Here is a 26,352-nt window from a genome sequence, read left to right as displayed (position 1 = left end):
TGTTGGGCTTGTAACGGGCACAACGCTTGCATGTCGTGGGAGACGGGTCAACGGTTGGCGTTTGAGGATTCGTGGGAGACGTGTTGACGCTCAGCGTCTGGGAAGTCGCGGGAATCGACTGGACCAGCATGTCGATCAGTCCCGATTGTGCTGAAGGTTGTCTTGCCATGTTTGCTCTCCTGTTGGTGAAACCGCGCGGGATTGCGTCGGCCTAGCAAACAGAAATGCAAGTAAAACAAAATGATTCAGACGAGAAAAAACCCCGCCATGCGAATGCATGAGCGGGGTTGTGCGGATCAGGGAACCCTTGGTTAGAAGGGGAAATCCGAATCAGCCGGCGCACCAGCAGTCTCGAGCGCAGGGGCTTCGGCAGCAGCTTGATCCTCAGCTGCTTCTTCCTTGTTCTTGTACTCGGAAACGGAGATCGACAGGTAAGCGTCGTCCTTTTTCGTCTTTTTCAGCCAGCCGGCCAGACGCAGTTTCGGGCCGTTGGTTTCCTTGTCCAGGTTCAGCACGCCGGTGAAATCCGGCTGGCCGTCCTGCTCCTTGCGATCGTTCGGGAACAGCTTGCCGTTGTAGAACGACGTGGTGCCTTCCACGGTGCGATCGATGAACACGAGGCTGATCTGTTTCTTGCCACTGTTTTTCGACAGTTCCTTGATGCCGTTGATTTCGACCTTGTCCATGCCGTCCTTGTCGCTGCCGTTACCGTGGTAATCGGCCTTGACCTTTTCAGTCTTGGACTTGTTGAACACGTTCTTGTCGCTCTTGTTCTGGAAGATCGACGCATTGAAATTACGCTTGGTGGTGATAGACATGGTATTTCTCCTATGAAGGGTTTAGCCAGAGCTAGGAACGGTTTTCCGGCAGACTTAAACTAGCGAGACGACATGCAACGAAAAAAATAATAAAAATGCGGACCATTTTTCAGGACAGTCCGTCACCAATACGACCAGGCATTGCGGCCTGGAAGACAAAGCCATCGCATCCAAGGTAAGAGCGGGAGAGCTGGTAGCCCATCAACCGCATGGTGGAAATCGTCTGATGCACGCTGTCATAGGATTCCCACTGCGCGCGCAGACGCGTGATGATGATGCGCGGCAGGAGGTTGGCCGGACAGGACGCGATCGCACGGGTCAGGGCGGAGGCCATGCCCGGTGCCTCGATGACAACCACGTTTGGCCGCTCGCGCTGCAACAAACCCATCAGCGGGGCCATCGAATGGATCATCACCCGCGCACCTTCGTCGACCGGACAGGCGTGGTCGAAGGCCGCTTCGTCCAGCGTCTCGGCGGGCAGGCGCAGTTCAGCGGCCGTCAGCGTGTAGTCCGGCGCCACGCCCCATCCCAGATGGGCTTCCACGTTCAGGCTTGGATTGGCGTCAAGATTGGCCGAGGCCAGCGCGTACATCTTGGGCGACGGCTCGAAGGCGACCACACGCCTGGCGTGGCGTGCCGCCAGGAGCGCACAGGCCATCGATCCGGCGCCGATATCCATGACAGTATCGTCTGTGCGAACAAAATCCCGAATTGCCTGAAATTCGGTCTGGGCAACATCGCTTCGACCTTCCAGAATTCGGACCGTGTGCTGATCCATGTCGTCGGAAATCACCAGCTTAATTCCGTCGAAATCGACGTACATCGTCGGCGGAGCAGGTGCAAAACGCAGGTGTTGGATCGGCATATGCAGGAAAATATTAGTATCCAAGCTGTGAATTTTTTCTGATAATTAAATTCATCGTAAAGCATTTTCTAAATTTGAACTAATGAAAAATCGCGTTTTAGTCATCGCCGAGAAAAAAAATCTGGCGCAGGATATTGCGAATGCGCTGGGCCGTCCGACAGCCCGTTCCGGCTATTTTGAAGTCGGCGAATATGACATCTGCTATGCCTCCGGACACCTGTTAAAACAGGCCGATCCCGACTTCTACGACGAGAAATACAAGAAATGGCGCATGAATGACCTGCCCATCATCCCGGCGCAGCAGAAGAAAATCGTCCGCACCGACAAGAAAACAGGCAAGACCGATGCGTTCGCCACATCGCAGTTGAAGGTGCTGAAACAGCTGATGCAAAGCGCCGTAAGCGTGGTGAACGCGGGCGACCCGGATCGCGAGGGACAAATCATAATTGTTGAGATTCTTCAACATTTGAATTGTCGGCTGCCTGTCAAGCGGCTTTGGCTCAATGCGCAGACGCCGGCCGGAATCCGCGAGGCGTTCAAGAAGATGAAGGACGATGCCGCCTTTCGCAGCCTGGCGCTGGCCGCCGAGTGCCGCGCCGAGGCCGATTGGGTCATCGGCATGAGCTGCACCCGCGGCTACACGCTGGCATGGCAGTCTCGCGGCCACGACGGGGTGATGAACGTCGGGCGCGTCAAATCGCCTGTAATCGGCCTGGTGGTGCAGCGCGAACTGGACATCGAGCAGTTCGTACCGAAGACCTTTTATATAGTAAAGGGCGCGATCAAGACTCGCGCCGGCAATTTCGTTGCCAAGTGGGTGCCGCCGAAAGATGCGGTCGATAGCGCCGGCTTTGATGGCGAGGGCCGGTTGCTGGATCGGCGCATCGCGCAGGGTGTAGTGGACAGGACGATCACCAAGATGGGCGTCATCGAGGTCGCGGACAAGAAGCGCGTCAAGCAAAAGCCGCCGCTTCTGCTGTCGCTGGGCGACCTGCAGCGGCTGGCGCACAGTTTCGGCTTGTCGCCGGACCAGACCTTGAAGGTGGCGCAGGCGCTATACGATGTGCACAAGCTGACGACCTACCCACGTACCACCTGTTCCCATGCGCCCACAGACGAATGGAAGAAGGCGCCGCAGGTGCTGGCGGCGGTGCGCGGCAATTTTGGATCGGCGTGGGATTTCGACGGAGCGCCCGACACGTCTCGGCAATCCGGCGCGTGGGACGATGGCAAGCTCGATGCGCACTACGCCATCATTCCGACTGACATGCGCAAAGACCTGTCCGGCCTGTCGCGCGAGGAACAGATCGTCTACCGCCTGATCGTATCCCACTGGCTGGCCCAGTTCTACCCGGACTACGAGTACGACACGACGACGTTGACTGCGCTGGTAGAAGGAGAACGTTTCACGGCCACGGGGCAGACCCCGGCGCTGACGGGATGGCGCACGGTGATCCCGTTGAAAAAGAGCGCGGAAGACGAGGACAAGCAAGCGCTTCCCCTAGTGTCCAAGGGCGATCCCTGCCGCTCCAACCCCGTCGAAATCCATGAAGACCAGACCAAGCCGCCACCGCGCTACAACGGCGCGACGCTGCTCGACGCCATGGAAAAGGCGTGGAAGTTCGTCACAGACCCCAAGGTCAAGGCGCGATTGAAGCAGACCGAAGGCATCGGCACGCCCGCAACGCGCTCCACTATCATCGCGGAGTGCATCAGCGGCGGCTTCATCGTTGAAGAAAAAATGGGCAAGGCAAACGTCTACCGCCCGACGCAGAAGGCCCGTGTCTATTACCAGGCGCTGGATGCCGACCTGTCTCGCGTGGACCTGACCGCGTATTTCGAGGGCCAGTTGGAAGAGGTGGAGAAAGGCAGCATGGATGAGACTGCCTTCAAGACGATGCTCACCCGCCTGGTGACGCGCCTCATGGCAAAGCTCAAGGATGGCAGCATCGCCGCCGCCATGCCCACGCCCCAGCAAATCCCTGAGGATGCGATTGTGTCGCGTAGCCGTTCGTCCACGGCGAAGACGGGCACCAGGCGTGGCGGCGCCGGCAGCAGCACCAGGGCGCGCAAACCGGCCACGGCCAAGCGCGATACAAAGGTTGCAATGGCAGAGAGCGCAGAAGGGACGGTGAAGGCAGCAACACGGTCGACGAAAGGCGAATTTTTCTAAGATTTCTGTTGAAAATTCTCAATTTCCAGCCGATTTCACAACGGAAAGCGAGCGAAGCCGAAAAACTTTTTTAAAAACTCATGCAGAAATAATTATTTCAAAAAAAGCTTTGTTGCTAAGATCAGCCGAAAACTTCCTTAAGGAAACCCCATGGCGACCTCTTCAACAGCACTGCTTGAGACTCTGTTCGACAATGGCGACCTGCTCATCGAGCCCGCCAATGCCAGCATGTATGGCTATGACGTCGGTTCCGAAAAGACGCGCGGCCATGCGGAAAACTCACCTCCTGCCTTAGTGACGTCTCCACCTGTTGCTGTCGCATCCCTGGCGGATGCGCCGGTTGCCGGGACCGAGCCGGGGCTGATTCCCTTTGATTTCGAGACGCTCTCCCGGGAACTCGAGGAAGAACGGGCGCACAACACCGCCAAGCCGGTGTCGCAGGAGCCGATTCCCTTCATCGACCATGATCTCGACGCGGCAGAGCCAGCGCCGATGCAGGCCGATGTCGACCTGCTTTACCAGGACATCGATCCGGCCTTTGAACCGGAACCGATGCCGCTTGCCGAGCCATTTCCGGTCTATCAGCCTGAACCCGTGGCGCAGCCGGTTTTGCCGCCCGTTGTGCAGTCCGCAGCCCCGCGCCGCACGACGATCATGCCTCAAGGCACCGCGCCTGGCGCAGTGGCTTCCCGAACGACGCCTGCAGCGCCTTCCATGCCTGCCATGAGCACGGCTGCGCCGATGCCCGAAGATTCGCCCGTTGAACAAGCGCCTGCCGCAAAGCCAGCAAAGCCCGCACGGCCGGCCGGCACGAAGATCAATCGCATGACCGTGATCCGCATTGCAACGCTTTGCACGGTAATGACCGCTGGCGCAGCAGTCTTTGTCGGGCCGAAGCTGGGATTGCCTGTTGCGTTGCCTGATTTCACCAATATGGTCGGGTCGAGGGCGTCCTTGCCTGCCAGCCCTCAACCCGTCCGTCCTGCCCCGACAGCACAAGCGCCAAGCCGGGCAACTGCGCCGGGCGACGACGTCAGCGTGGTCCAGCTTTCGGGCGACAACGCAACCGCGCTCCCGGCCCTATCGCACACCCCGATCGTTCCAGCCCCGGTTGCCGCTAACGAACCCGTGCAAAGTCTGCCGGTGGCGCAGCCCGGTGCCATTGCCAATCCCCCGGGGATTGCGCCCGCGCCATTGCAGCCAGCCACACCTGTACCGGCGACAGCGGCAATTCCCGCCATGCCGGTTGCCGCTGCTGCCCCTGCTCCCGTTGCAGCGGTGGCGCCATCGGTCCCGGTCAATCCGGCGCCATTGGTTGCTCAGGCTCCCGTTACGACAATCCCTTCGGTTAAGGCAGCGCAGCCTGTTGCCATTGGGCCGCAAGCTCCAATGGCCGCGACCCCGGCACCTGTTGCCGCGGTCCAGTCCCCGGCACCCGTCTCATTACCCCAAGCAGTGACAAAACCTGCGGCAATGCCAGCACCAACAGCGGCTCCAGCGGCTGTTGCGCCTGTCACGCCGTCGCCCACGGCGGTTCAAGCGCCAACGGCTGTGCCGCCGGCCGTCGTGCCGCCCACGCAAAACGCTGCCGCGCCGGCCGCAGCACGTCCCGCGACACAGGCGCCTGCAGTCAATATCAAGCAGACGAGCGCTCACGCAAAGGCCCAAGCGAGCGCAGCGCCGCGCCCTTTGCCCGCGCCGGCCGCAGCCACTTCTACCAACGCCAAGCAGCAAAGCCGCATGAACACGGTAAGGGAAGGGCAGGGACAACCGACTCACGACGACGACATCATCTATCCGATCACCATCAAGTAAGCGAGGACTTCTATGGCACGCGCATCCCTTACCAGCATCATCGGTTCATTCTTCCGCCGCAACCGCACCTCCAACGTTGACCTGCAATCGCTTAATGAAGATGTAGCACTGCTCGCGCAGGAACAAACGGCCCCGGCAGTCGAAGCCGGCGCCCTTGCGCAGACCGAGGCCATCACCGAATCGGCAGCCACGCCTGCTTTGACTTCCGAGCCGACCCCGGTACCCGAACCCGTGGTCGAGGCGACAGCGCCGCAAGCCCTGGTCAAGCCTGCGTTGACGAAGGCGCCGAAGCAAAGCGTGGTGGCCGAGGAAAAGCGGATGACGGCATTCAACCCCGTTCTCCTGAAGGTCGGAAAGATCACCAACCAGTTATCACCCGGCACCACCCTGTTTGGCAATCTCGTCCTGTCCGAAGGCGGTATCCGCATCCGCTGCCATGTCGAAGGAACGGTTGTGCAATCGTCGGACTCGCTGGTCATCGTCGATCAGGAAGCGGTGATTCACGGCAGCGTCACGGCGCAATACCTGCTTGTACTGGGAACCGTCAACGGCGACTTGACCGCGGACCGCATCGTCCTGGGCGCGAGCGCCAAGGTCAACGGCGACATCAAGTACAGCCGCACGTTCGGCGCAGTCGCCGGTTCACAGATCGACGGGCGCATTTCAAAAGTGGTCGCGCAGCCGACCGCAACGCCGGTGGCCCCGACGGAAGCTGAGCCGAGCAAGATTTTCGCGTTCCCGACACTTGACCGCGTGGAGGAGCCGATCGCCCAGTACGGCGGCTTCTTAAAATAATTTGAAAATCTTCAAAAAGTATTATTTCAAAAAAACGAAAACCGATAAGATTGACTTCGATCAAGCTAGGGACTCCGGTGATGAAGATACGAGCGGCACTCGCAATAACAGTGGTTCTGGCCAGCGCGGTGCATGCGCGCGCGGCCAGCGACGCAACGTCACCCGATGCCGGCCAGTTGTATCGCCCGCTCGCTTCCGACAAGACGCTCAGGGCCGCGATGACCAGGCTGGCCGCGCAGGCGGGCTACTCGCTGGACTGGCGTACCAATACGGATTATCCGTTGACCGCCAAGGCATTGTCGCAACCGTCCAATGCTGACTTCTTCGCCACCCTGCGTGTCCTCGCCAGTGCGTATTCGAAGGCCGCGAACCCGTTGACCGCGGCTGTCTGCGGCAAGCGCCTGATCGTGGACATCGCAACAAATCCGCCCCTATGCGACGCAGTGACCGCAGCGGCGGGTGTCGCACCCGCGAACGAGAGCGCCGTCCCGGCCGCGCCGAATGTGCCCAGCAGCTGGACGTTACGCGCCGGCCGCTCGATCCGCCCGCAAATCACCGATTGGGCAAAACAGGCGAATTGGAAGCTGGAGTGGAACCTGAGCCGCGATTGGGTCGTGCCGAGCGACGTCACCTACACCGGGTCGTTCGATGTCGCGCTGGAGGCGCTCGTCAATCAGTTGTACGCGCAGGGCAAGGCACTTCGCCTGAACCTGTGGGAAGGAAATCATGTCGCGGAGATCATCAGCAATGAAGTCAAATAAATGGATCACCACGCCGCTGGTACTGGCCCTTTGCGGTTGCTCGACCGTCAAGGAAATCCAGCAGGACGTGCGCGACAAGCGTGATACCGCAACTGAGGCGATCAGCTCGATGCAGGGCAAGGCCACGACTGGCGCCGTCTGGCGAACAGCGCAGCCGAAGCTGACCGGCGAGGAAATCAAGGTGGTTGCCGAAGAAAAGCTGCCTGACGTCTTCCTCAAAACGTTCCCCTATACCACGCCCGGCCAATCCATGACGTCGATCTTCGAGGACATCAGCCGGATCATCGGCTTCAAGGTCATCCAGACCGGCGCTCAAACAAACAACGGCGCGCAAGGCGGCATGATGCAGGCCAACATGCCTGCTGGACAGGCGGGCGTGCAGATGCAAGTGGAATGGGCAGGCACCCTTCGCGGGCTGCTCGACTTCATTGCGCAGAAGTCCGGCTTCGCGTGGCGCTACGCTGGCGGACAGGTCGAATTCTTCAATGAAGAAACCCGATTCTTCCAGGTCTACCTGCCCAAGGCGGCACGCAGCGTGTCGGCATCGATTTCCCTGTCCGGCGCCGGTGGCGGTGGCGGCGGTGGTGGAGCAGGCGGCGCGGCCGGTGGCGGTGGTGGAAGCGGCGGATCCCAGCCCACTGGAAACGTCAGCGTCACCTCGTCGCAGACCATCGACTCCTATGCCTCGATCGTCTCCGGCATCCAGGGCATCATCAACGAGGGCACCTCGGCAAATGCGCAGGCTGGCATGCCCCAGATGCAAAACCGTGCGGTCATCGCCAACCCGGAACTGGGCATGATTACTGTCACAGCCCGTCCCGCCGCCATGCGCCGGATCGCTGAATACATCGAGGCGATCAACAAACGCTATGCCCGCAATGTGCTGGTCGACGTCAAGGTCTACAACGTCAACATGTCCAAGGAGGCCAACGCCGGCTTCTCGGCCAATGTCCTCTACCAGCGCCTGAATCGCTATGGCTTTGCGCTGCAGGGCCCGGGTAATCTCCAGCCACAATCGACGCCGGGCCTGATGCAGCTCTCCAGCACCGATCCGAACAACCGCTTCAATGGTTCGACGGTACTGGCGCAGGCGCTGCAGGGCTTGGGCGAAGTCAGCCTGGTCACCAGTGGCACGGTCAACGCCGTCAATGGCCATCCGGCTCCGCTGCAGGTGGCTGACGAAATCACGTATGCCGCCACGTCCTCCGTTGCGCAAACCGTCAATGCGGGTACGGCCACGGCGATCACGCCGGCCTCGCGCGTGGTGGGTTTCACCGCCAACTTCATTCCGCAGATCCTCGGCGACAACCGCATCCTGCTCGAATACCAAATGACGATCTCGTCGATGCAGATCAGTCAGTTCACCAGCGGCGGCGCAACGATCCAGCTGCCCAAGGTATCGAGCCAGTCCTTGCAACAGCAGGCTTTCCTGCGCGACGGGCAGACGCTGGTGCTGTTCGGCTTTGACCAGACGCGCTCATCCAACGACAACAGCGCGTCGCCCAGTTCCTACAGTGTGTCCAGCCGCCAGGAGCGCTCGATGACGGTCATCCTGATGCAGGTGTTTGGAGGTTCCCGTGAAGAAATCTAAGGTGTTGGTCCTTGCCGCCCTGATGGCCGCCGTGGCGGTGAGCAGCGTCGCGCGCGCAGAAAGCTTTTCGGAAACCATGAGCAATCTCGATGCCCAAAGCGCCATCCTGAAAAAGCGCTCCGAGGTGAACGCGCTTCGTCAGCAGCTTGCAGCCGGCACCACGATGACCGGATTGCCCCGCGTCGTCTCCGCCTTTGGCGTGGAAAACGCGATGGTTGCCAAGCTTTCCATGCCGGATGGCTCGGTGCGCGTGTTCCGCGAAAACCAGTGGGTCAGCGACTCGCTCAAGATCGTCGCCATCACCGGCGGCGGCGTCACGGTCGCCATCAAGAACCAGAAGGAAACCATTCCGCTGGCCTTCGCGGTGAACGCACCGGGAGCCGCTGGCATGCCGGGTCTGCCCGGAGCGCCGATGGGTGCGAACGGGGCCGCGACCGTGCCTGAAGCTCTGCTCCCCCCACTGCCGCGACTGGACATGCCGCGCCCGACTCCTGCCAAGCCCTGATCCCGGTCCCTCCATGGCGATTCTCCAGTTTCAGGACACGCAGGTAGCCGTTGGCGTCGATTGGTCCGTCTATCGGAGCAAGGGCGCCTTGCGCAAGGCCATGCGTTCGGCAAAAGGCCGGGGCCAGAACGGCCATCTTGTCCAGCAGCACGACAAGGAACTCGTTCTGGGAGTGCATGCCTGCCCGTCCAAGACCGTCTATGCCGGCGCTGCGATCGTCGCCCAGGTGCATCCGGACGCCGTGCTCTGCGAAAGCGTCACGCTGCCGGGCGGCGAGACGGCGTGGTGGGTGTGCGCCATTACCGATGGCATCCCGTCGCCGGCCAAGGACCGCCTCATGGACGAGGGCGAGGCGCGCGCCGAAATTACCGAGTTGATGAGCTACCAGCCCAATTCCGTCCTGCTCGGCACCTTCGGCGGCTCCCATGCGACCTTTGAGCAGGTGCTCGAGAGCGCAACGGAGAAGCAGCGGCAGGCTTCCCGACTCGAACGCCCCACGTCGATAAAACTGATTGGCGCGAGCGCTGCCGCGGTTATCGTCGCGATTGCCGGTGCGGGGTTTGCAACAAAGCAATACCTTGACCGCACCGCCATGCAGCGGCAGAAAGACTCGCTTGCCGCGTCCCAGCAGAACCAGCTGATGGCGGCGCTCCAGCTCAAGCTCAAGCGCGAAGCCGATGTGAAGGCTGCACAGCAGCAATTCAGGAACGAGGTTGAAACAGCCCGCAACCAGATGCGCATGCATGCCGTGCCGCAGGCGCTGTATCAGGCGTGGATCGACGTTTCCCGACAGTTGCCGGTCAGCTTTCACGGCTGGGCGCCGATGGAATTGCGCTGCGACGAGCGCCAGTGCACGGTGCGCTGGACGATGACGCCGCTTGGCCGCTCGATCGACGGCTCTGCCATCCCCAATGCCACCCGTGTCAATGACACCGAGGTCACGCAGACCTGGCCGATCAAGGAGATCGAAGTCGTCCCGACCCGTCCGGTCGGCGCGTCCAGGAGCGAGGAAGTGCGCCTGACCCTGAAGTCGCTTGGCGAAACCTATCGCTGGAACGTGCAGCCGGACAACGCCAATGCGGTCGTCGTGCAGCCGCCGCCGATGCTCAAGGACTCCGAAAAGCCGGTCACGGTAGGCCTGCGCGGGCGCTGGCGCTTCGCGACGATGGACGCCGTCGGCGTGAAGTCGCAATCCGACTATTTCGTGCACAGCATCGACACCCACGCTCTGCCGGTCAAGCTGACCGGCATGACGATGACTGGGCTGGGCATGCAGGGATCACTCAATATTTCACTGGAAGGCGAATATGTGGTTCTCGAAGATAGCGCCAATTAGCCGCAAGGATTCGGTGCCGGCGGCGCAGCCCACCGCATCCGGCGCGCGAACTGTCGTGCGCCCGGTCGCGCAGCCGCGCCCGACGCCGACGGCGCCGATTCCTCTCGCACCGGTGCTCAACGACATGTCGAGCGTGCCCCCCGGCCCGATCCTGAATCAGGCGATCGGCCTGTCGGTCGAATGGAACGGTGATTTTGCAATCATCGAAGACCGTCCCAAGACCGCGGCCATCGTTTGCTCGGAACGCATCTACGGCAAGGCCGGAATGCACGAGGTCATGCGCGTGCTCGACCAGAAGGGGTTCCACAGCAAGCGACTAATGCGCGCCACCGCGGAAATCATCAAGGTGGCCCACGAGCGGGCCAGCGCCAGTGCCAGCATGGAAACGCTCGACTCGGCCGATGCCACCGATACCGAGCGCATCGCCGGCGATCTGATCAACCAGGCTGTCGAAAAGCAGGCCAGCGACATCCATATCGAGACGCGCGACTCCCACGCCGATGTGATGTTCCGCATCAACGGCGTGCGCGTATTTCACCGCCAGATCTCCAAGAACACCGCCAAGGGCATCGGCGTGGTCATCAATACCGTCCACGGCGACAATAGCTCGAAAGATGTGACCTGGGACGATCAGCAGGTATCGGACTGCACCTACGAGCACACGACCCCGAAGGGCCAGCAGGTGCAGGTGCGGTTTTCCTCGATGCCCATTCACCCCAGCGGCAACTTCGAAATCGTCATGCGCGTTCTGGTGATGGACGAGGAGGGCATCGAAGCCGACCGTCTGGGATATACCGGTGACCAGCTGGCGATGCTGGCATCCGTTCTGGCCGGCGCCACCGGCATGGTGATCTTCTGCGGCCCGACCAACTCGGGCAAGAGCACGACCCTGCAGGCGGCATTGCGGATGATCCACCAGCGCTGGGGCACCTCGATCAAGATCCAGACCGTCGAAGACCCGGTTGAGTACCGGCTGGTCGGCGGTTGCCAGTCCAGCGTGGCGCGCAACAAGAAGAAGTCCATCGACGCCAATACCGGCAGCGCTTTCACGACGTTCCTGCGCGGCGCGCTGCGCCAGGACCCGGACGTCATGATGGTCGGCGAAATTCGCGACGCCGAGAGCGCCACCATCGTCAAGGACATGGTGCTGTCGGGGCGCAAGCTGCTGACCACCCTGCACACCTACTCGGCCATGCGCGCCTTTGTCCGCCTGCGCGAGCTGGGCGTGCCGATGGACCTGCTCACCATGCCCGGCTTCATCAGCTGCATCGTCTATCAGCGCCTGGTCCCGCTGCTTTGCCAGCAATGCGCGATCCCGCTGGTCGACGAGCGCGGCGCCAACCGCCTGCCGCCGGACGTGGAGCATCGCGTGCAGCAAGTGACCGATTTGTCGGTGGACGACGTGAAGGTGCGCGGCGACGGCTGCCCGCATTGCAACCACACCGGTTATGTGGGACGCACCGTCTGCGCTGAGTTCGTGGTCCCCGACCACCGGATGCTGCAGATGTTGTCGGACGAGAAATTCATCAAGGCGGACGAATATTGGCAGTCGAGCGGCTTGTTGTCGGTCGACGGCATCGGCGTGACCGCCCTGGCCCACGGCATTTCCAAGATCAAGCGCGGCCTGATCGACCCGCTGGACGTCGAGGCGCAGATCAACCTGCTGACCTCGGACGTCGTGGCCTCGGAACAGCAAGCCGATGACTACGACATGAAGGACAACTACATGCGGAGACCCAAATGAAGGAATTGTTGATCCGCTTGCAGATCAGCGCCCGCGCGCGCGAGGAATTCTTCCTGTTGCTGGCCAACTTCGTTCAGGACGGCATCACGCTGTTCGTTGCGCTGAGTAGCATGGACAAGCAGTTCGAGAAGCTGGGCGATCCGCGCCGCTACATCACCAGCACGGCGATCAAGCGCATGCGGGGCGGCGACGAGCGCCAGGCGGCCGCTTATACCTTCGGCGAGGCGCTTGAAGGGCTGGTGCCGGTGTCGGAGGCCATGATGATCGACGCCGGCGAGCAGGCAGGCAGTCTCCATGAGGGATTGCTGCGCGCGGCCAAGGCGGCATCGAACGCATCGCGCATGGGCAAGGCGATCGCCGGCGAAATGGTCTATCCCTGCATGCTTGTGCTGATGACCGTGGGCGTGCTACTGGTGCTGTCGCTGAAGGTGATGCCAATGTTCGAGCAGCTTCTGCCCCGCGAACAATGGCCCACGGCCACGGCAACGCTGGGTGTGCTGGCGGATAACGCGGTACGCATCATCATCGGCACGGCCATGCTGCTTGGCGTGTGGTTCGGCGCCTTCATCTATAGCCGCGACCGCTGGACGGGAAACGTTCGGGACAAGTTCGACCGCTTTGTCTTTCCGTGGAGCATGTCACGCAACGTCAAGGCGGCGCTGATCATGGCGTCCATGGCATCCCTGCTGCGCATGGGGATCCCGCTCTCCAAGACGCTCGACAAGCTTGGCGATACCGCCGGTGACTGGGCGACAAACCATTTCCAGCGAATCAAAGGACGCATGCGCGCCGGTGGCGACGAGGGAGAAGCGATCGCCGGCGAGTTGTTCGATCCCACCTTCCAGTGGCAGATCGTCCTCTATTCGCAGAGCACCGAGTTCTCAAGCGGCCTGGACCGCTTGGCAGAACGCTTGACCGAAATCACGCTGGTCAAGGTCAAGGGAACATTCACCGTCATCAAGGCCATCGCGATGCTGGCCGTGGCCATGATGATCGTGTGGATTTATGCCAGCTTCACGCAAATCACGATGACGGCCCGGTCGGTGTCCTGATTCCTCTTTTTAACGTCGTAGGGAGTGACACATGAAAGTACGCAGCAACCAGAAGATGCTTGGCCTGACCAATAAGAACAAGGGTATGACCCTTCCAGAAACCCTGCTTGTGCTGGCAGTGGGCGCGGCGGTTGCCGTGGTCGGCTATGCGGGCTACAAGACCGCCACCGGCGACGTCGGCGGTGCGGCTCTTGCACAGGACACGGTCACCATGATTGCCAAGATCAAGCAGACATGGGGCAGCACTGGCAACTTCACCAGTCTGTCGGCAGCCAACCTCAATAACGCCGGCCTGCTGTCGAACTCCAGCTACAAATACGACGGCACCAACATCGTTGACGGTCTGGGCAATACCGCGACCATCGACGGTGCGACAACCAAGTTTGCCATGCTGCTTGGCCCGTACAGCAAGGATGATTGCGCGCGCATCGCGCCGCAACTCGTTTCCGCAGCCTACAACATCAATGTCGGCGACGCGGCGGCACTCACTGGCGGCAACGCGGGTACTGTGACCGGTGGATCGGCCTTCAAGGCGGGTACGACCACGACGCAGGCCAACATGCTGACCGGCTGCGGCGGAACCAACACGGCTCCGAAAATCGCCATCGAAGTACGCTAAATCCTTTCCACGCGCTCAGCAGGTTTTATGGATCACATTACCGATCTCCATCTGAAAAACGATGAGCTCCACAACTCCTTGGTGTTCCCGGGACCGCGCAAGATTGACGACGCGGAGCTGGACGAAGCCAAGCAGTTGCTCACCCGGTGCCAGACGTTCCAGAAAACCGACTTCATGGTCAGCCATGAGGGCCGGTTCTGGCGCGGCCGGCGTGACGCCAATGCGGTGGACGGCCAGTGGTTCCGGCTGCGCAAGATGCCGCCGGAGCCGCCAAGCCTGGAGAAACTGCCGTCGCCGATTGCAAGCGGCATTCACAAGCTGTTGCTGTCCAAGCAGCTCAAGGCGGGCGGCCTGATCTATATCGTCGGATCGCCCGGCTCGGGCAAGACCACGACCGCGTCCGCGACTGTCGTTTCCCGGCTGCGCGCTTTTGGGGGTGTGTCCTACACGGTAGAAGATCCCCCGGAAATGCCGCTGAACGGCTGGCACGACAAGGGCTACTGCAGCCAGACATGGGTGGCGGGCGATCAGTCCGCGGACTGGGCCGAATCGTTGCGCGGGGTGCTGCGCTCGCAGCCAGCCTCCACGCCAGTCATCCTGTATGTCGGCGAAGTGCGTGACGCCGCCAGCGCGGAAGCGATGCTGCGCGCCGCCAGCAATGGGTTTCTGGTCATCGCAACGGGCTTCGGCACCGACATCATCACCGGCATCGATCAGTTGATCCGGCTGGGCAGCGAAGAAAGCATGGTGGGCATTGCCGCGATGTTGCGCCTGGTCGTGCATCAGCGCTTGATGGACGGAGCGCTTGTGGCCAGCTGCCTGGCATCGTCGGGCGCCGATTCGCGGGTGGCTGCGCGCATTCGCGCCGGTCAGTTGCCGCACCTGAGCAACGACATCAACTTCCAGTCGAACATGATGCGCAACGGGCAGGACCCGCTGGAGATGGTGTAAATGGGCAACCTCGCATTGTTTGTGGCGATCATGACTGTCGTGCTGGGGCAGGCGGCGATTCAGGCTGGCTACAAATCGCGCGAGTTGCCGCAGGAGGCGGCGATCGCCTCCGCCCAGGTCGGCCTGTACCGCGCCTTCATGGTGATCGTGCAGCAGTACGTGATCGCCAACCCCGGCTATAGCGGCACGCTGACCTGGAGCACGCTGAAGGCGGCTTCCACGACGCCGGACAGCATGAAGAACCTGAATTTGAACTCTACATGGAAGGCAATTGCCGATGGCACGGGCAATTTCGTGATCTGCGCTCAGCTCTCCGAGCAGACGACTGGTGCCCTTGGCCAGTTGATGCCGGCGTCCGCGGCCCCGAATCGGTTGACAATCAACGGGCAGGATTATGTCTATGTCGGTGACGCGACCGAAGCGTCATCCAAGGTGACCCAATGTCTATGAACGCTTCTCATCTCCCCGCTCACAAGCGCCGTCAGCGACAAGGCGGCATCTCGATGGCCGAAGTCCTGCTTGGCGTGTCGGTGTCGATGGCAGTCTTGCTGTTTGCTGGCCGCTACATGGTGCAATGGCAGTCCGATATGCGCGCCAAGAACGTCGCCGAGCAGTTCCAGTCGTTCCAGCAAGCGGCGGCGCAGTACTACTTGGGCAACACGGCCGGCATGCTTGCGGCCATGGCCGACGGCACGGGTGCGGCCAGCTATTGCATGGTCAAGGCCAATGTCACCACCGGCGCCGGCGGCACACAATCAAACGACACGACGCTGCATACCTGCGCGTTCGACGCGAACTGGCTCGTCTACAAGGGCCTGCTGCCGCCGACATTCAAGGCAACCAATGTCTTCGGGCAGCGTCTGGTAAGCATTTTCAAGCGCGTGTACGACGCCTCCAATGCGCCGACGCAGTACGCCGAAATGCTCGTCGTCGCGGCTCAGGACACCAATTCCGTCAGCACCCCCAGCTACGGCGAAGCGACGGCTGCCGCCGAAATCATGGGCGGCAATGGTGGCGTCGTTCCTGACAAGGACCGTGCCACGTGCAAGTCGGTACGCTCGTCCAGTACCTATCAGGTATGCGGAGCGCAGGGAACGTGGCAGGTTGATCTTTCCAAATTCATTAGCTCCTCCCAGCTGAGTACCTTCTCCAGCGCACTACCGAATTGACCCCGCGAACCATCGCATGCAACGAATGACACTCAAGAAACCGGGCCTTACCATGAACAAGTACCGTAGCAGCCTTGCTCTATTCATCGCCGCACTCATGTCGGGATACAACCCGATGGTAGCCAATGCTGCCCCGATTGTGGTCACTCCTGGTAGCAACGCGGGGTACATGTATTTTGGACCTGCAGCGTCCGGTGCTGCCGCGACTTCAACCACGACCAGCACGCAAAGCTCCACGGGGTGTGATTCGTCCCGTTTGTTCACCAGCTACACAACGTACACGACAAGTCAGGCCATCACCATCCCCACCGGCGTCAACTGCATGAAGGTTGAAATGGCAGGCGCGGGTGGTGGCAGCAGCTCGTCAGGCTACTCGGGCAATTCAGGACAGAAGCTGACGCAGTACTTCAATTTGAACGGGTCGCAATCCTACAGTTTCCAAGTTGTTGTCGGGCAGCCGGGCAACAGCAGCGGGACACCTGGCAGTGGGCTGGGGAGTGCCGGTAGTAATGGCGGTGGCGGCACCGGTGGATCCGGAAGCAGTTCGGGCAGCGGTGGCGGAAATGCCGGTAGCGGTTATGGCGGCGGCGGGGGTGGGGGTGGCTACGGTGGTGGCAGTTATTACGGTGGCGCGGGCGGTGGCGGCGGTTCTGGACTGGCTACCAGTGGCAGTACTTCAACCTTGGTCGGCGCTTGTGGAGGTGGAGGTGCCGGGTCCGCCGCAAATGGAGGCGGCTTTGGCGCTTCCTCGCAAGGCGGCGGCGGGGGAGGCGGGGACTGGAGCAGCTTGGGCGGCGGCGGCGGCGCCGGAGGCTATGCGCCAGGCGGCGGAAATGGCAACGGCACTTATTTGAGCCCCGCGGAAGGAACGCGCGGCACCGGTGGTGCAGGCGGGAATGGCTCCAGCACGTCTGGTGGCGGAGGCGGCGGCGCTGGCGGCGGTGGCGGCAATGGAGGTGCTGCCGGCGGTAACGGCTCAGCGGCAAGCGGGTCAACACCGGGCGCGGGGGGCGGCGGCGGAGGCCAAAATGCCCCATACGGCTACGGTCCCGGTACGGGCGGCGCAGGAGCGGCAGCCTCAGGCGCAACAGGCGGCGGTGGTGGCGGCGGCGGCGGCGCAGGAGCCTACTATAACGGAGCCGGATATTCTGCACAGGGGTCTGGCGGTAACGGAGCAGCCGGCGTCGGATCTACTGGCGGCGGCGGCGGTGGCGGCGGCGGCAATGCTTACTGGGCGTCAGGCGCTTATGGGCCGGCAGGCGGATGTGGCGGCAGCGGTTCTGGCGGCACTGGTGGAGGAGGAGGTGGTGGTGGTGGTCAGTCAGGCTATAGCACCGGCGCAGGTACGGGCGCGTGCGGAGCTTCCACCGGTGCTGGCGGCGGCGGCGGAGGTGGTGGTGGTCTACCGGGTGGAACTGCAGGTGCGAACGCCAACGGCTCAAACGGAGGCGCAGGCGGCAATAACAGCGGTGGAGCAGGTGGCTCTGCTGCAGCCGCTGGCGCCAACGGCCCGTATTTCAGTTCGACGAATTTTGCCGGGTCCGGCGGAAGCGGTGGCGGGAATGCAGGCGGGAATGCAGGCGGTGGTCCTGGCGCTGGTGGTGGAGGTGGCGGCGGCAATTCGGGGCAGAACGGAGGGATGAATAGTGGCGGCAACGGCAATATCTACGGTGGCAACGGTGGCGGCGGCGGAGGTAACGCAGGCCAGTCCGGAGGGGCATCTGGGTCCGGCAGTGGCCCGACAGCCGGTGCTGGTGGGGGTGGAGGCGGAAATGCCGGAAGCCCCGGTGGAGCCGGCGGCGGTAGCGGCTATGGTGGTGGCGGTGGAGGAAACCCTGGGCAGACAGGACCTTCACCTAGCGGTGGCGGTGGCGGTGGAAATCCCGGCGGCGCCGGTGGCACGGGAGGTGCACTAGTCACAAACTCCTATTCCAACGGAATGGCCGGCGGCGGCGGCGGCGGCGGTGCCGGCTCTCTCTGCACATCAGGTGGCACAAGCGCGGGAAACCCGGGCGGCTACGGCTGGGTAAAAGTTTGGTACTAACCAAGGAAAAGCATGTCAACGCTCGGCCAACACATTCTGGATCTCGTGGCAAAGGAAATCGTCTTTACCGACCTTCGCATCGAGGAACGCAAGCCGGTTATGATCCGCACCCCGGTCGGCTGGAAACCGACCGACTATGTGCCCGAGCATGAAGATGTCACGATGCTGCTCAACGCCATGCAAAAGGACTGGAAGGCGCGGCTGGCGGCGGATTCGCACGTCGACTTCTCGACCTTCCTGAATAACATCCGGTTGCGCGGCCATGTCTGCCGCGTCATGGGCGGGAACGCCCTGTGCATGGTCATCCGGCGCCTGCCGGACGCCGCTCCGAAGATCGAAGGAATTGGCTTGCCGATCGTGGTCGAGACCTTCCTGCGCGCGCCGTCAGGCCTGATCCTTGTGACAGGACCGACAAGCTCTGGCAAGACCACGACACTGGCCGCACTGCTTCAGCGCATCAACGAAATGCGCGCCGCGCACATCGTGACCATCGAGGACCCGATCGAATACGTGTTCGAGGACAAGCAGTCGGTGTTCACACAGCGGGAATTGTCCACGGACGTACCGACGTTCTCCTCGGGCATGGAAGCCGCCATGCGCCAGTGCCCGGACGTCATCCTGATCGGCGAGATCCGCGACCAGGACACGGCATTTGCCGCCGTGCGCGCCGCCGAATCCGGCCGGCTTGTGCTGGCCAGCACCCATTCGCAGACCACCATCGGCGCCGTATACAAGATGCTCAGCTTCTATGGCGCGGAGGCGCAGTCCAAGGCTGCATCGTTTGCCCACAGCCTGGTGGGCATCATCGCGCAGGCGCTTCTACCCGCCACGGACGGAGAATCGTTCGTGCTGGCATCTGAAGTGCTCAACGCGCGAGATCCGCAGATGCAAAGTTACTTGTCGCAGTACGACCAAATTAAACAGGCTGGCAACTTGCTAACCACTGGGAAAGGCACGCACTGCATTCCGTTTAACCGTTCCCTGCAAGCACTTGTCTCTGCGCGGCGCATTGATGAGTCCGTTGCCAAGGGATTCAGCGCCATGCCGGTGCAGTTCACGTGATGATCCGCCGCGGCCTCGCGCTCATGGCCGGCCTTGCTGCCTGCCTATGCGCCAATGCACAGGACTGCTGGACGCAGGCGGGGACCCGGTATGGCATCAATCCTTACCTACTGGCAGCGATCGCCAAGACCGAATCCGGTCTGAACCCGCGCGCCATCAACCGCAACAAGAACGGCTCCTACGACGTGGGCCTCATGCAGATCAATTCGGCGCATTTCCCCAAGCTGGCGAAATATGGCATCACGGAGCAGCAACTTTATGACCCTTGCGTTTCCATTCATGTGGGAGCATGGATTCTGGCGTCAAATTTCCGTGACCTAGGCTACAACTGGCGGGCCATCGGCGCGTACAACGCCGCCGATCCGGTCAAACGCTACCAGTATGTCAGCAGGGTGTACAAGCACGTGCCGAAGGCACTGATCCCGCAGACGCCAACGCAACCGTAAACTGTATATCCATGACGTTTGCCCAAATTCTTGTTGATGTCAGCGTCCGGCTATCCGGGGCGTTCGACCATGCCGCGATGAGCGTGGCATATGGTGAAGAAGCAGCAAAGTACTACCGGGAAAAGTACACGAGTCTCTGGGCGATTCAGGAATGGGTAAAAGGGTTTCGTGAGGGGTGGGAACGCGTCGCTGAGACCAAGCCGGCTCTAGTAGCGCTAGCTTATTTAGGGCAAGGAAACGCCTCTTTAAACGCTAACATGACTACGCTAGCCGCCGGCATATGTAGTTTTTGGGGATTGTTATCTATGTACTTCCCCACGATTTTATGGAGCTGGCCTTGCGTCAAGCCTTTCGACGGCGGACACCAATAAGAACTGGCGTCTGCAACGCCAATGACGTAGCCTGAGAAATGTCCGATCCGGTAATGGTTTGCAGAAAGTCCATTTTCGCTTTTTTTATACTCTTCCCAGCCCGTTGCAAGCTCATTCCCTGTATCTGCAAAAGCGCTTGCAGTGGCTACGAAGAGAAATAGTCCCGCCAATTTTTTCATGCCATCCCTCGCTTGTATTGGCAACCATTTCAACGGCTAGTTTGCGATCTGTTTCGCTCGTTCACGTCCCTGCGCCTGAAGTGCGGTTTGCAGTTGCACTGCACTCGCTGCTTTTTCAGCCGCTTTATCAGCGGCCTCTATTCTGGCAAGGTACGTCAACATTTCTGCACGCTGTACTTCCGTTGAAAACAAAAACTTGCCGTCTTTCGCACCTAACTTACCCTGCTGCGTGCTGATCCAATCAAGTAACGCCATTAAGGCTTCGGACTGGTCATTTTGAGCTTTTTCTAACTCCTTTACAGCTGCTTGACTTACAGCGAATTGCACGTGCCTTTAGGGTGAAGAAAGAGAAAGAACATCTGCTGGGATAGAGAGTCATATGGTCACCTGCCTGCAGAAGAGGTGCCATCATGCCCGTTCCTTATTCGATGGATTTGCGTTGGAGAATCGTTCAAGCTTGCCAACGTGGTACGCAGTCGCAACGCGAGGTAGCCGAGTATTTCCAGGTCAGTCTGGCTACTGTGGAAAACATTCTGCGACTGTACCGACGCACCGGCGATGTTTCGCCCCGCAAGCCGGATCACCTGGGACCACCAGCGCGCATCGATGACAAAGCCCGAGAGCAACTGCGCCGCTTCCTGGCAAAACAACCCGATATGACGCTGGCCGAACTGCGGCAGCAACTGGTGCGCGACAATGGCCCTCTGGTGAGCACGTCGAGAATCTGTCGGGTGCTGCAGGAGATGGGATTGCGCCGAAAAAAAAGGCCGTACATGCCTGCGAACGGGACACCACGCGGGTATGTCAGGAGCGGCGACGGTATTACAAGAAGATAGCCAAGTGCCCGGTCAAGAAACTCAAGTTCATTGACGAAACCGGCGTGAACCTGAAGATGACGCGTCGCTTCGGCAGGGCCAGACCAGGCATGCGGGTTCATGATGCCACTCCTAAAAACTACGGCCACAACGTCACCATCATCGGATCGCTGTCCTGTTACGCACTTGATGCGGTGATGACCGTTGAAGGTGCTACCGATGCAGCGGTGTTTCGGGCCTATGTGTCGGAGGTGCTGGCACCGACACTGCGCCGAGGCGATGTTGTCGTCATGGATAACCTTGGTGCTCACAAGGTGGCTGGCATAGCCGAAACAATTGCCAGGCGAGGCGCAGAGCTCATTTACCTGCCGCCTTACTCTCCGGACTGTTCACCGATTGAATCCTGCTGGTCGAAACTGAAAACCAAACTGCGCAGCTTAAAAGCACGTACGCGTGAGGAGCTCGATGAGGCGATTAGAAAAGCCATCAATACCATCAGCAATAGGGACTCCCGGGGCTGGTTTGCTCATTGCGGATACCCCCTAAACCATTAGGTAATCCGCTGTAGTGATTGATTGCGTTCAAAGCCAGAAAGCGCCACTTTCCGCAGGCGCTCGTTTGGCGCATTATCTCGAATAAAGTTTTCGTTGGAGGCGGTGTTCACTTTAATCATGACTTCGCGCTCGGCCAGCAAGTCTCTGAATTGGCGAACAACCTGTCGTGCGGCGTCTCGTCCTTTGGCAGTTATTACAGTCTCGGGTGTCAGCACAGTAGATAGGTTAATAGCATTGAAGCGGGCATCCAGCTCTTGATACGGCTTTATCTGTTTTTCAGTATGTTCAAGAACTGATTTTATAAAGTTTTTCGCTTGTTCTTCTTGGCGCAAAGACCGAAATACGCCGTTCCCAACTACTAAACAGACAACAACCGCAGCGAAAATTCTCCCGATTGCTTTCGCACGGTTTGAGTCATTTTTTGTCATGTGCCACGCCAGGCCAAACGGGATGAGCATTGCTCCCATCGTTTCTGCGACTCGGCCTGCTATATCGTCAGCCGCATCCGTTACAAATATGAACGGAGCTGCAAAGGCCGTCAGAACAAGTCCTGCAGCGATAACATTAAGAAACGTGGCAGGTCTCTGGGCTTTGTGGGACGAGATTGTCTCGGACATAAATCTTATCAAGGTAGATTGACATCATTAACATTCTACATGCCAACTACGCAGATAGAATCACATGAATTGGTCAGCCGGTTGATTGAAGTAACTGTGCTTGGTATGGATTGATACGCACCGGGGATCGATGCACCATCTAATATATGTTCCATGGTATTAACGGTAGCCCTACTAGGTACTCGTGCAAACACTTTGCTAGACGATAAGGTACATCAAGGCTTACCAGGCTAGAGATCACTCAGCAGCGGGCAGCGCCTTCAGGCCGCTTCTGGCAAACGGATCGGCGGCATCAACATACCGCATCGCTGACTTGACATCTTTCCAGCCGACGTATTGCATCAGCGTCTTCAGATCCCAGCCATTGGTCGACGCCCAGTCAAGATAGGCGTCGACCGGGCACAACTTGCGCAGTGCAGGGACCTTGAAGGTCGAGCCTTGGTAGACTCGGTCTCCCTTAGTCTTCGGAAAGTAGCAGGACATGCCTTGCCCTGCGATGTCCTCGACGTGTCTCCCGGTCCCTGCTGCGACAAACGACGTCCCTCGGTAATCCCCAGGCGGTGCCAGTGCGAAGCACCCAGAGCACACTGTCGATCACGGAACGGTCATCGTGTTTAACCGGTCTGACGCGATAGTCTGCTCGACGGATTGGAGGTGGAATCAGCGGCGCGAGAATGCTCCACTACGCGTCCGTAAGAAATAGCCCTGTCGCCATAGCTCGCTCCCTGGGACGTCGATTTCCTGCAGACCGTATTTATGAAATGAGTTCTAACTGCCATTTCGGAATCCATGAATGCACATAATCATTGCGTTGAGCGCCTCATCTGCCACAGCCATACATGAGTAAACTGGTCTCATGAAAAGATAGGTGCAAACAACGAGTGCAATTGCGATTGCCACCGAAGCCGCCACGATCGGTTCTTTCATATCTTTGCCCTTTAAGTTGCCAAATAGAAACCTTAACTGAAATTCAATCTATTGGTAAACGGGGTTAGCGTACTCTCTATGCAATTTCGTGCGGTTCCAGCGAAGTTCTGCTGCATTTTCAAGGACTTACGGGGAACGATTTATTCATTTCTACTGGTTGCCTAGATCGTTGATTTTTAAGTGACTTCCGCTCCACACCGAAGCAAAATGCATGAAAAGCGCACTTACCCCAGAAAGAGCTGAACCGCCGGGTCGCTCGCATAAATTGAAGCGCCTCAATTCAATTTACACAAAGAAAGCACATGAAATAACCTAGAAAACAACTAAACACGGGTCTGCCGGGTGGGTGCCTCCCCGGCTTTTTCGCTAGGTTCAAAAACTGGGCTATTGTAAAATTGCAAAAAGAAAAGGGGAATAGCTATGGAGCAATCTGTCAAAGACACTAGCCCGTACATCTATCGCCCTTTGACAATTCGGGAACGGGTCGTCCATGCGACCGGCGTTGTCATTCTTTCGCTTGTTATTGCCGCAGTATTTACTGCCAAAGTCAACGTTTGGGCCGGCATACCTGTCATCCTTATCGGGTTGGTGCTGGCTTACTTGGCAGGCCGGGCTCAAACGACTATCGAGCGGCGTCCAGGGTCAATCATCGAGAAAAATCCAGTCATCTCGGAAGAAGAGCGACTCAAGAATGAAGCGGCTTCGCGAGCCGCACAGGAAAAAATCGACAAGATTTTTGAGGCTTGGTATGTACGCTACCCTCTGGGGTTTTTCCTGATTTATCTAGCTTGGTACACGGCAGACAGCGGTGCAAAGTGGTATGTCCCTGTCGGTGCAGTAGTCATGGCGCTGGCTTGCATGCACGAAGTGTTCTGGGTACTGCTAATTGTGGCAATTTTCGGCGGCATTGTTTGGGCTGCTTTTGGCGCTATCTCTGGGCTGCCCGTGAGCGTCGCCATCATCATCGGCGCGCTCATCATTGCCAACTCACGTAAGTGACGGGTCGTCGTCATCAGGTTCTGCCCAAGAAAGCCAGTGGCGTCCTGGTGCTTCGTCCGGTTCTTGGCATACACCATACGTCTGCCGAACACGTCTGGGGATTAGCGTGCTTTGAGTGCAGATTGATGCGCTTCAAGCGAAAAAGCGTCGTGAAATCAAAGCACTGGGTGGCGAGGTGACGCGATGAATTAACGGCCTGCTATGTCGCTGAAATTGCATGATATTTGCGACTACAACGTATCATTCTGCACTCAAAGTACGCTGCCTCAATTGAGAGAGCACTAGAGCACTGGTTTTCCTATTCGGCAATCTCATTAGGCTTTGCCCTAACGCCAAGTGACTGGACAAGGACTGCGCTTGGGCAAACGGCATGCACCGCGCCCCTACTACACTAAACAAACCGACGATTGGCATCAACAAGCGCGGGCGCTATGATCGAGGAGAGCGTATGACAAATATCGATCGCATTATTGAAACACTGGGCGCCGCCCCCGGGGCCTTGTGTGACGACTGTATATCCCGCATCGCCAATGTCAGCCCGCGCCAGCAGGTCAATGCTCTGGCTGGCCGTCTCTCTCACGCGAAGCGCATCTTTCGGCAATATGGCCTGCTTTGCTGCGACTGCGGCCGCATCAAGATTGGCAACACGCTGTTCGAAAAGCTTTCTGGAGGCACGCCGGCGTCTTTAGCCACGCCCTCGAATGGTTTTCAGCCAATTCAGCCACCCCAGACGGCGGCGTCAATCGTTATCCCGCAAGCCGCAGTCGTCTCACCACCGACGCCCACTGCCTCCCTGGCCCAACTGAGTAGGAACGAGCCACACATCGCTCATGGCGTGGCCGCGACGCCGAGGCCGTTGCTGCCCTCATCGCTCGTAGAGGGCCGGCCTTGGCACTGGGAGGGCAACGTGCAAATTCTATTAGGACAGTATCTCGATCGCGAGGGTTGGCATATTCAGCGCTTTGCCGACACCGAAAGCAAGGAGGCAGGCATCGATCTGGAAGCCGTGCGTAATGGTCGGCATGTTCTGTTTGAAGTAAAGGGTTTCCCCACCACGGTCTATGATCATGGCGCGAACCGTGGACAGGCCAAGATTACTTCCCCGAGCAGCCAGGCTCGGCAGTGGTATTCGCATGCGATGCTGAAAATGCTGATGCTGCTTGAACAGCACCCGGACAAAGAAATCGCACTGTGTTTTCCGGATTTCATGACCTACCGGCGACTGATTCATGGCACGCGCACTTCGCTGCACGCGCTTAAAGTGTCGGTCTACCTTGTCACTGAAAGCGGCGAGGTGTTTGCCGCCCTTGGAGGGCTCTACAGGGTGTAACTGCAGCGGCGAGACAAGCTATATGCTTACTCACATAAACAGGCCAGCGTTGTGTTGCTGCGCCACCGCGGCGATGGCAAATCATCCTAATTGAGCCCGCAAATAGTCATTGTTCGGGTTACCGTGCTTTTGGTGCAAAATGATACGGTTTATCGCGAATCTAAATCGATAACCATTGATTCGAAATTTACGTGTTTTTAACGTTCTTTTGCTTAGTGTGCATTTTCATCCGTTTGACGTTAATTGAAACCGCCCATGAACGATGAAGCCGATAGTAGGTTGGCACCTTTGACAAGAGCGCTCATGAACTTGCGGTGGCGCTCCCCTATACTTATATGAAGCGAATTTCATGAACAATTCCAACAAAGTTTGGTCGCCCAAGACAGTGCCGAACAATCTGCAAACCGTCCTGGCCGTGTCGGCAGCGTGGCCTCTCACCCCGGCGCAGTATCGCCAAGCAATGGCCGCCAAGGTGGAACGCTTGTTCGCAGCAGAACCGGATCATGGTCGGGCGGCGCTGGAAATGTCGGACGAGGGACTACCGGAAATGGCAGCAATCGCCCGCAATCAACCCCCGAAGGACTGGCCGATGGCGGTAATGATGTCGGACTCGATGATGGTGCTAATGAACAACATCAAGTGGGAGAAGGAGGGGCCGACCCCGATACTGCAACTATTGCACGTGCGTGAAAACCTCAAGGATGAAAGTCTAGCGAGTTTGATCGAACAGATGTAGCCATAGTCTCAGCGACACCAAGAACCGGCCACTGGTCTCGTTGGGACATGTTCTAACACATGTTTGCAATACTTTTAT

General features: G+C 59.4%; 28 protein-coding genes. 21 read left to right on the top strand and 7 right to left on the bottom strand.

Going from position 1 to position 26,352, the window contains the following annotated elements:
- Positions 1-311 precede the first annotated feature (311 nt).
- Together G3574_RS20070 and G3574_RS20065 are read right to left on the bottom strand one after the other, a co-directional pair.
- The gene (locus tag G3574_RS20070; RefSeq protein ID WP_163967198.1) at positions 312-818 is read right to left on the bottom strand and encodes a hypothetical protein; all 507 of its coding nucleotides are present in this window, start codon (positions 816-818) and stop codon (positions 312-314) included.
- Positions 819-927: 109 nt separating this feature from the next.
- Positions 928-1,707: an SAM-dependent methyltransferase gene (locus tag G3574_RS20065; protein WP_163967196.1), complete on the bottom strand. Its 780-nt coding sequence runs from the start codon at positions 1,705-1,707 to the stop codon at positions 928-930.
- Between the two features lie 58 nt (positions 1,708-1,765).
- Between G3574_RS20065 and G3574_RS20060 the strand changes: the two genes are divergently transcribed.
- The 16 genes from G3574_RS20060 (at position 1,766) to G3574_RS19970 (ending at position 19,746) form a co-directional block, all read left to right on the top strand.
- Positions 1,766-3,856 carry a DNA topoisomerase 3 gene (locus G3574_RS20060; RefSeq protein ID WP_163967195.1) on the top strand — a complete coding sequence of 697 codons (2,091 nt, stop codon included), beginning with the start codon at positions 1,766-1,768 and terminating at the stop codon, positions 3,854-3,856.
- Between the two features lie 150 nt (positions 3,857-4,006).
- Positions 4,007-5,671, top strand: a complete 1,665-nt coding sequence (locus G3574_RS20055) for a hypothetical protein (protein ID WP_163967194.1) — start codon at positions 4,007-4,009, stop codon at positions 5,669-5,671.
- 12 nt (positions 5,672-5,683) lie between these two features.
- Positions 5,684-6,466 (top strand): bactofilin family protein, encoded by a 783-nt coding sequence (locus tag G3574_RS20050; RefSeq protein ID WP_163967193.1) that lies wholly within the window; start codon positions 5,684-5,686, stop codon positions 6,464-6,466.
- Between the two features lie 50 nt (positions 6,467-6,516).
- Positions 6,517-7,227, top strand: a complete 711-nt coding sequence (locus tag G3574_RS20045) for a TcpQ domain-containing protein (RefSeq protein ID WP_163967192.1) — start codon at positions 6,517-6,519, stop codon at positions 7,225-7,227.
- Complete coding sequence (locus G3574_RS20040; protein WP_163967191.1) at positions 7,214-8,818, top strand: type II secretion system protein GspD; 1,605 nt, start codon at positions 7,214-7,216, stop codon at positions 8,816-8,818. The genes G3574_RS20045 and G3574_RS20040 overlap by 14 nt, the downstream gene beginning before the upstream one ends.
- The gene (locus tag G3574_RS20035; protein ID WP_163967190.1) at positions 8,805-9,323 is read left to right on the top strand and encodes a hypothetical protein; all 519 of its coding nucleotides are present in this window, start codon (positions 8,805-8,807) and stop codon (positions 9,321-9,323) included. Before G3574_RS20040 ends, G3574_RS20035 begins: the two co-directional genes overlap by 14 nt.
- Before the next feature lie 13 nt (positions 9,324-9,336).
- A complete protein-coding gene (locus tag G3574_RS20030; RefSeq protein ID WP_163967189.1) occupies positions 9,337-10,659 on the top strand; it encodes a type 4b pilus protein PilO2 in 1,323 nt (440 codons plus the stop codon).
- Positions 10,631-12,403, top strand: coding sequence for a GspE/PulE family protein (locus tag G3574_RS20025; RefSeq protein WP_163967188.1), 1,773 nt, complete (start codon positions 10,631-10,633; stop codon positions 12,401-12,403). Before G3574_RS20030 ends, G3574_RS20025 begins: the two co-directional genes overlap by 29 nt.
- Positions 12,400-13,455, top strand: a complete 1,056-nt coding sequence (locus G3574_RS20020; RefSeq protein WP_163967187.1) for a type II secretion system F family protein — start codon at positions 12,400-12,402, stop codon at positions 13,453-13,455. The genes G3574_RS20025 and G3574_RS20020 overlap by 4 nt, the downstream gene beginning before the upstream one ends.
- A 31-nt stretch (positions 13,456-13,486) precedes the next feature.
- On the top strand, positions 13,487-14,074 hold the full coding sequence (locus G3574_RS20015; RefSeq protein ID WP_163967186.1) for a prepilin-type N-terminal cleavage/methylation domain-containing protein: 588 nt from the start codon (positions 13,487-13,489) through the stop codon (positions 14,072-14,074).
- 27 nt (positions 14,075-14,101) lie between these two features.
- Positions 14,102-15,025, top strand: a complete 924-nt coding sequence (locus G3574_RS20010; RefSeq protein ID WP_163967185.1) for an ATPase, T2SS/T4P/T4SS family — start codon at positions 14,102-14,104, stop codon at positions 15,023-15,025.
- On the top strand, positions 15,026-15,475 hold the full coding sequence (locus G3574_RS20005) for a hypothetical protein (protein WP_163967184.1): 450 nt from the start codon (positions 15,026-15,028) through the stop codon (positions 15,473-15,475).
- Positions 15,472-16,194, top strand: a complete 723-nt coding sequence (locus G3574_RS20000; RefSeq protein WP_163967183.1) for a hypothetical protein — start codon at positions 15,472-15,474, stop codon at positions 16,192-16,194. The genes G3574_RS20005 and G3574_RS20000 overlap by 4 nt, the downstream gene beginning before the upstream one ends.
- A gap of 896 nt (positions 16,195-17,090) precedes the next feature.
- Positions 17,091-17,837: a hypothetical protein gene (locus tag G3574_RS28125; RefSeq protein ID WP_205609856.1), complete on the top strand. Its 747-nt coding sequence runs from the start codon at positions 17,091-17,093 to the stop codon at positions 17,835-17,837.
- Between the two features lie 413 nt (positions 17,838-18,250).
- A complete protein-coding gene (locus tag G3574_RS19975) occupies positions 18,251-19,300 on the top strand; it encodes a type IV pilus twitching motility protein PilT (protein ID WP_163967182.1) in 1,050 nt (349 codons plus the stop codon).
- Positions 19,300-19,746 (top strand): lytic transglycosylase domain-containing protein, encoded by a 447-nt coding sequence (locus G3574_RS19970; RefSeq protein WP_163967333.1) that lies wholly within the window; start codon positions 19,300-19,302, stop codon positions 19,744-19,746. Before G3574_RS19975 ends, G3574_RS19970 begins: the two co-directional genes overlap by 1 nt.
- Positions 19,747-19,966: 220 nt before the next feature.
- Here the strand turns inward: G3574_RS19970 and G3574_RS19965 are convergent, their stop codons facing one another.
- Together G3574_RS19965 and G3574_RS19960 are read right to left on the bottom strand one after the other, a co-directional pair.
- Complete coding sequence (locus tag G3574_RS19965) at positions 19,967-20,296, bottom strand: Rap1a/Tai family immunity protein (protein ID WP_163967181.1); 330 nt, start codon at positions 20,294-20,296, stop codon at positions 19,967-19,969.
- A 36-nt stretch (positions 20,297-20,332) separates the two neighbouring features.
- The gene (locus G3574_RS19960) at positions 20,333-20,623 is read right to left on the bottom strand and encodes a hypothetical protein (RefSeq protein ID WP_163967180.1); all 291 of its coding nucleotides are present in this window, start codon (positions 20,621-20,623) and stop codon (positions 20,333-20,335) included.
- A gap of 83 nt (positions 20,624-20,706) precedes the next feature.
- Here G3574_RS19960 and G3574_RS19955 point away from each other — a divergent pair, with 83 nt between their 5' ends.
- Together G3574_RS19955 and G3574_RS19950 are read left to right on the top strand one after the other, a co-directional pair.
- Positions 20,707-21,132 (top strand): helix-turn-helix domain-containing protein, encoded by a 426-nt coding sequence (locus tag G3574_RS19955; protein WP_163967178.1) that lies wholly within the window; start codon positions 20,707-20,709, stop codon positions 21,130-21,132.
- Positions 21,021-21,665 (top strand): IS630 family transposase, encoded by a 645-nt coding sequence (locus G3574_RS19950; RefSeq protein WP_163967330.1) that lies wholly within the window; start codon positions 21,021-21,023, stop codon positions 21,663-21,665. The genes G3574_RS19955 and G3574_RS19950 overlap by 112 nt, the downstream gene beginning before the upstream one ends.
- Here the strand turns inward: G3574_RS19950 and G3574_RS19945 are convergent.
- From G3574_RS19945 to G3574_RS28970, 3 genes are all read right to left on the bottom strand, one after another.
- On the bottom strand, positions 21,662-22,282 hold the full coding sequence (locus G3574_RS19945; RefSeq protein WP_163967176.1) for a hypothetical protein: 621 nt from the start codon (positions 22,280-22,282) through the stop codon (positions 21,662-21,664). The two genes, G3574_RS19950 and G3574_RS19945, sit on opposite strands and share 4 nt — an antisense overlap.
- A gap of 237 nt (positions 22,283-22,519) precedes the next feature.
- Positions 22,520-22,765 (bottom strand): site-specific integrase, encoded by a 246-nt coding sequence (locus tag G3574_RS19940; protein ID WP_163967174.1) that lies wholly within the window; start codon positions 22,763-22,765, stop codon positions 22,520-22,522.
- Positions 22,740-22,958, bottom strand: coding sequence for a transposase (locus G3574_RS28970; RefSeq protein WP_407941688.1), 219 nt, complete (start codon positions 22,956-22,958; stop codon positions 22,740-22,742). The genes G3574_RS19940 and G3574_RS28970 overlap by 26 nt, the downstream gene beginning before the upstream one ends.
- A gap of 671 nt (positions 22,959-23,629) precedes the next feature.
- Between G3574_RS28970 and G3574_RS19935 the strand changes: the two genes are divergently transcribed.
- The 3 genes from G3574_RS19935 (at position 23,630) to G3574_RS19925 (ending at position 26,274) form a co-directional block, all read left to right on the top strand.
- The gene (locus tag G3574_RS19935; RefSeq protein WP_163967172.1) at positions 23,630-24,208 is read left to right on the top strand and encodes a hypothetical protein; all 579 of its coding nucleotides are present in this window, start codon (positions 23,630-23,632) and stop codon (positions 24,206-24,208) included.
- 448 nt (positions 24,209-24,656) lie between these two features.
- A complete protein-coding gene (locus G3574_RS19930) occupies positions 24,657-25,538 on the top strand; it encodes a hypothetical protein (RefSeq protein WP_163967170.1) in 882 nt (293 codons plus the stop codon).
- A 349-nt stretch (positions 25,539-25,887) separates the two neighbouring features.
- Positions 25,888-26,274: a hypothetical protein gene (locus tag G3574_RS19925; RefSeq protein ID WP_163967169.1), complete on the top strand. Its 387-nt coding sequence runs from the start codon at positions 25,888-25,890 to the stop codon at positions 26,272-26,274.
- Positions 26,275-26,352: the final 78 nt, after the last annotated feature.

The sequence above is a fragment of the Noviherbaspirillum galbum genome (assembly GCF_010974945.1).
GTDB classification, from domain to species: Bacteria; Pseudomonadota; Gammaproteobacteria; order Burkholderiales; family Burkholderiaceae_D; genus Noviherbaspirillum; species Noviherbaspirillum galbum.
Note: the sequence above shows the minus strand (reverse complement) of the source record. Positions and strands in the feature narration are given on the sequence as shown.

Coding starts and splice junctions, on each gene's coding strand:
- G3574_RS20070 (WP_163967198.1), bottom strand. CDS start 818: ATGTCTATCACCACCAAGCGTAATTTCAATGCGTCGATCTTCCAGAAC.
- G3574_RS20060 (WP_163967195.1), top strand. CDS start 1,766: ATGAAAAATCGCGTTTTAGTCATCGCCGAGAAAAAAAATCTGGCGCAG.
- G3574_RS20055 (WP_163967194.1), top strand. CDS start 4,007: ATGGCGACCTCTTCAACAGCACTGCTTGAGACTCTGTTCGACAATGGC.
- G3574_RS20050 (WP_163967193.1), top strand. CDS start 5,684: ATGGCACGCGCATCCCTTACCAGCATCATCGGTTCATTCTTCCGCCGC.
- G3574_RS20040 (WP_163967191.1), top strand. CDS start 7,214: ATGAAGTCAAATAAATGGATCACCACGCCGCTGGTACTGGCCCTTTGC.
- G3574_RS20030 (WP_163967189.1), top strand. CDS start 9,337: ATGGCGATTCTCCAGTTTCAGGACACGCAGGTAGCCGTTGGCGTCGAT.
- G3574_RS20025 (WP_163967188.1), top strand. CDS start 10,631: ATGTGGTTCTCGAAGATAGCGCCAATTAGCCGCAAGGATTCGGTGCCG.
- G3574_RS20020 (WP_163967187.1), top strand. CDS start 12,400: ATGAAGGAATTGTTGATCCGCTTGCAGATCAGCGCCCGCGCGCGCGAG.
- G3574_RS20015 (WP_163967186.1), top strand. CDS start 13,487: ATGAAAGTACGCAGCAACCAGAAGATGCTTGGCCTGACCAATAAGAAC.
- G3574_RS20010 (WP_163967185.1), top strand. CDS start 14,102: ATGGATCACATTACCGATCTCCATCTGAAAAACGATGAGCTCCACAAC.
- G3574_RS20005 (WP_163967184.1), top strand. CDS start 15,026: ATGGGCAACCTCGCATTGTTTGTGGCGATCATGACTGTCGTGCTGGGG.
- G3574_RS20000 (WP_163967183.1), top strand. CDS start 15,472: ATGAACGCTTCTCATCTCCCCGCTCACAAGCGCCGTCAGCGACAAGGC.
- G3574_RS28125 (WP_205609856.1), top strand. CDS start 17,091: ATGGCTCCAGCACGTCTGGTGGCGGAGGCGGCGGCGCTGGCGGCGGTG.
- G3574_RS19975 (WP_163967182.1), top strand. CDS start 18,251: ATGTCAACGCTCGGCCAACACATTCTGGATCTCGTGGCAAAGGAAATC.
- G3574_RS19970 (WP_163967333.1), top strand. CDS start 19,300: ATGATCCGCCGCGGCCTCGCGCTCATGGCCGGCCTTGCTGCCTGCCTA.
- G3574_RS19965 (WP_163967181.1), bottom strand. CDS start 20,296: ATGAAAAAATTGGCGGGACTATTTCTCTTCGTAGCCACTGCAAGCGCT.
- G3574_RS19955 (WP_163967178.1), top strand. CDS start 20,707: ATGCCCGTTCCTTATTCGATGGATTTGCGTTGGAGAATCGTTCAAGCT.
- G3574_RS19945 (WP_163967176.1), bottom strand. CDS start 22,282: ATGTCCGAGACAATCTCGTCCCACAAAGCCCAGAGACCTGCCACGTTT.
- G3574_RS19940 (WP_163967174.1), bottom strand. CDS start 22,765: ATGTCCTGCTACTTTCCGAAGACTAAGGGAGACCGAGTCTACCAAGGC.
- G3574_RS19935 (WP_163967172.1), top strand. CDS start 23,630: ATGGAGCAATCTGTCAAAGACACTAGCCCGTACATCTATCGCCCTTTG.
- G3574_RS19930 (WP_163967170.1), top strand. CDS start 24,657: ATGACAAATATCGATCGCATTATTGAAACACTGGGCGCCGCCCCCGGG.
- G3574_RS19925 (WP_163967169.1), top strand. CDS start 25,888: ATGAACAATTCCAACAAAGTTTGGTCGCCCAAGACAGTGCCGAACAAT.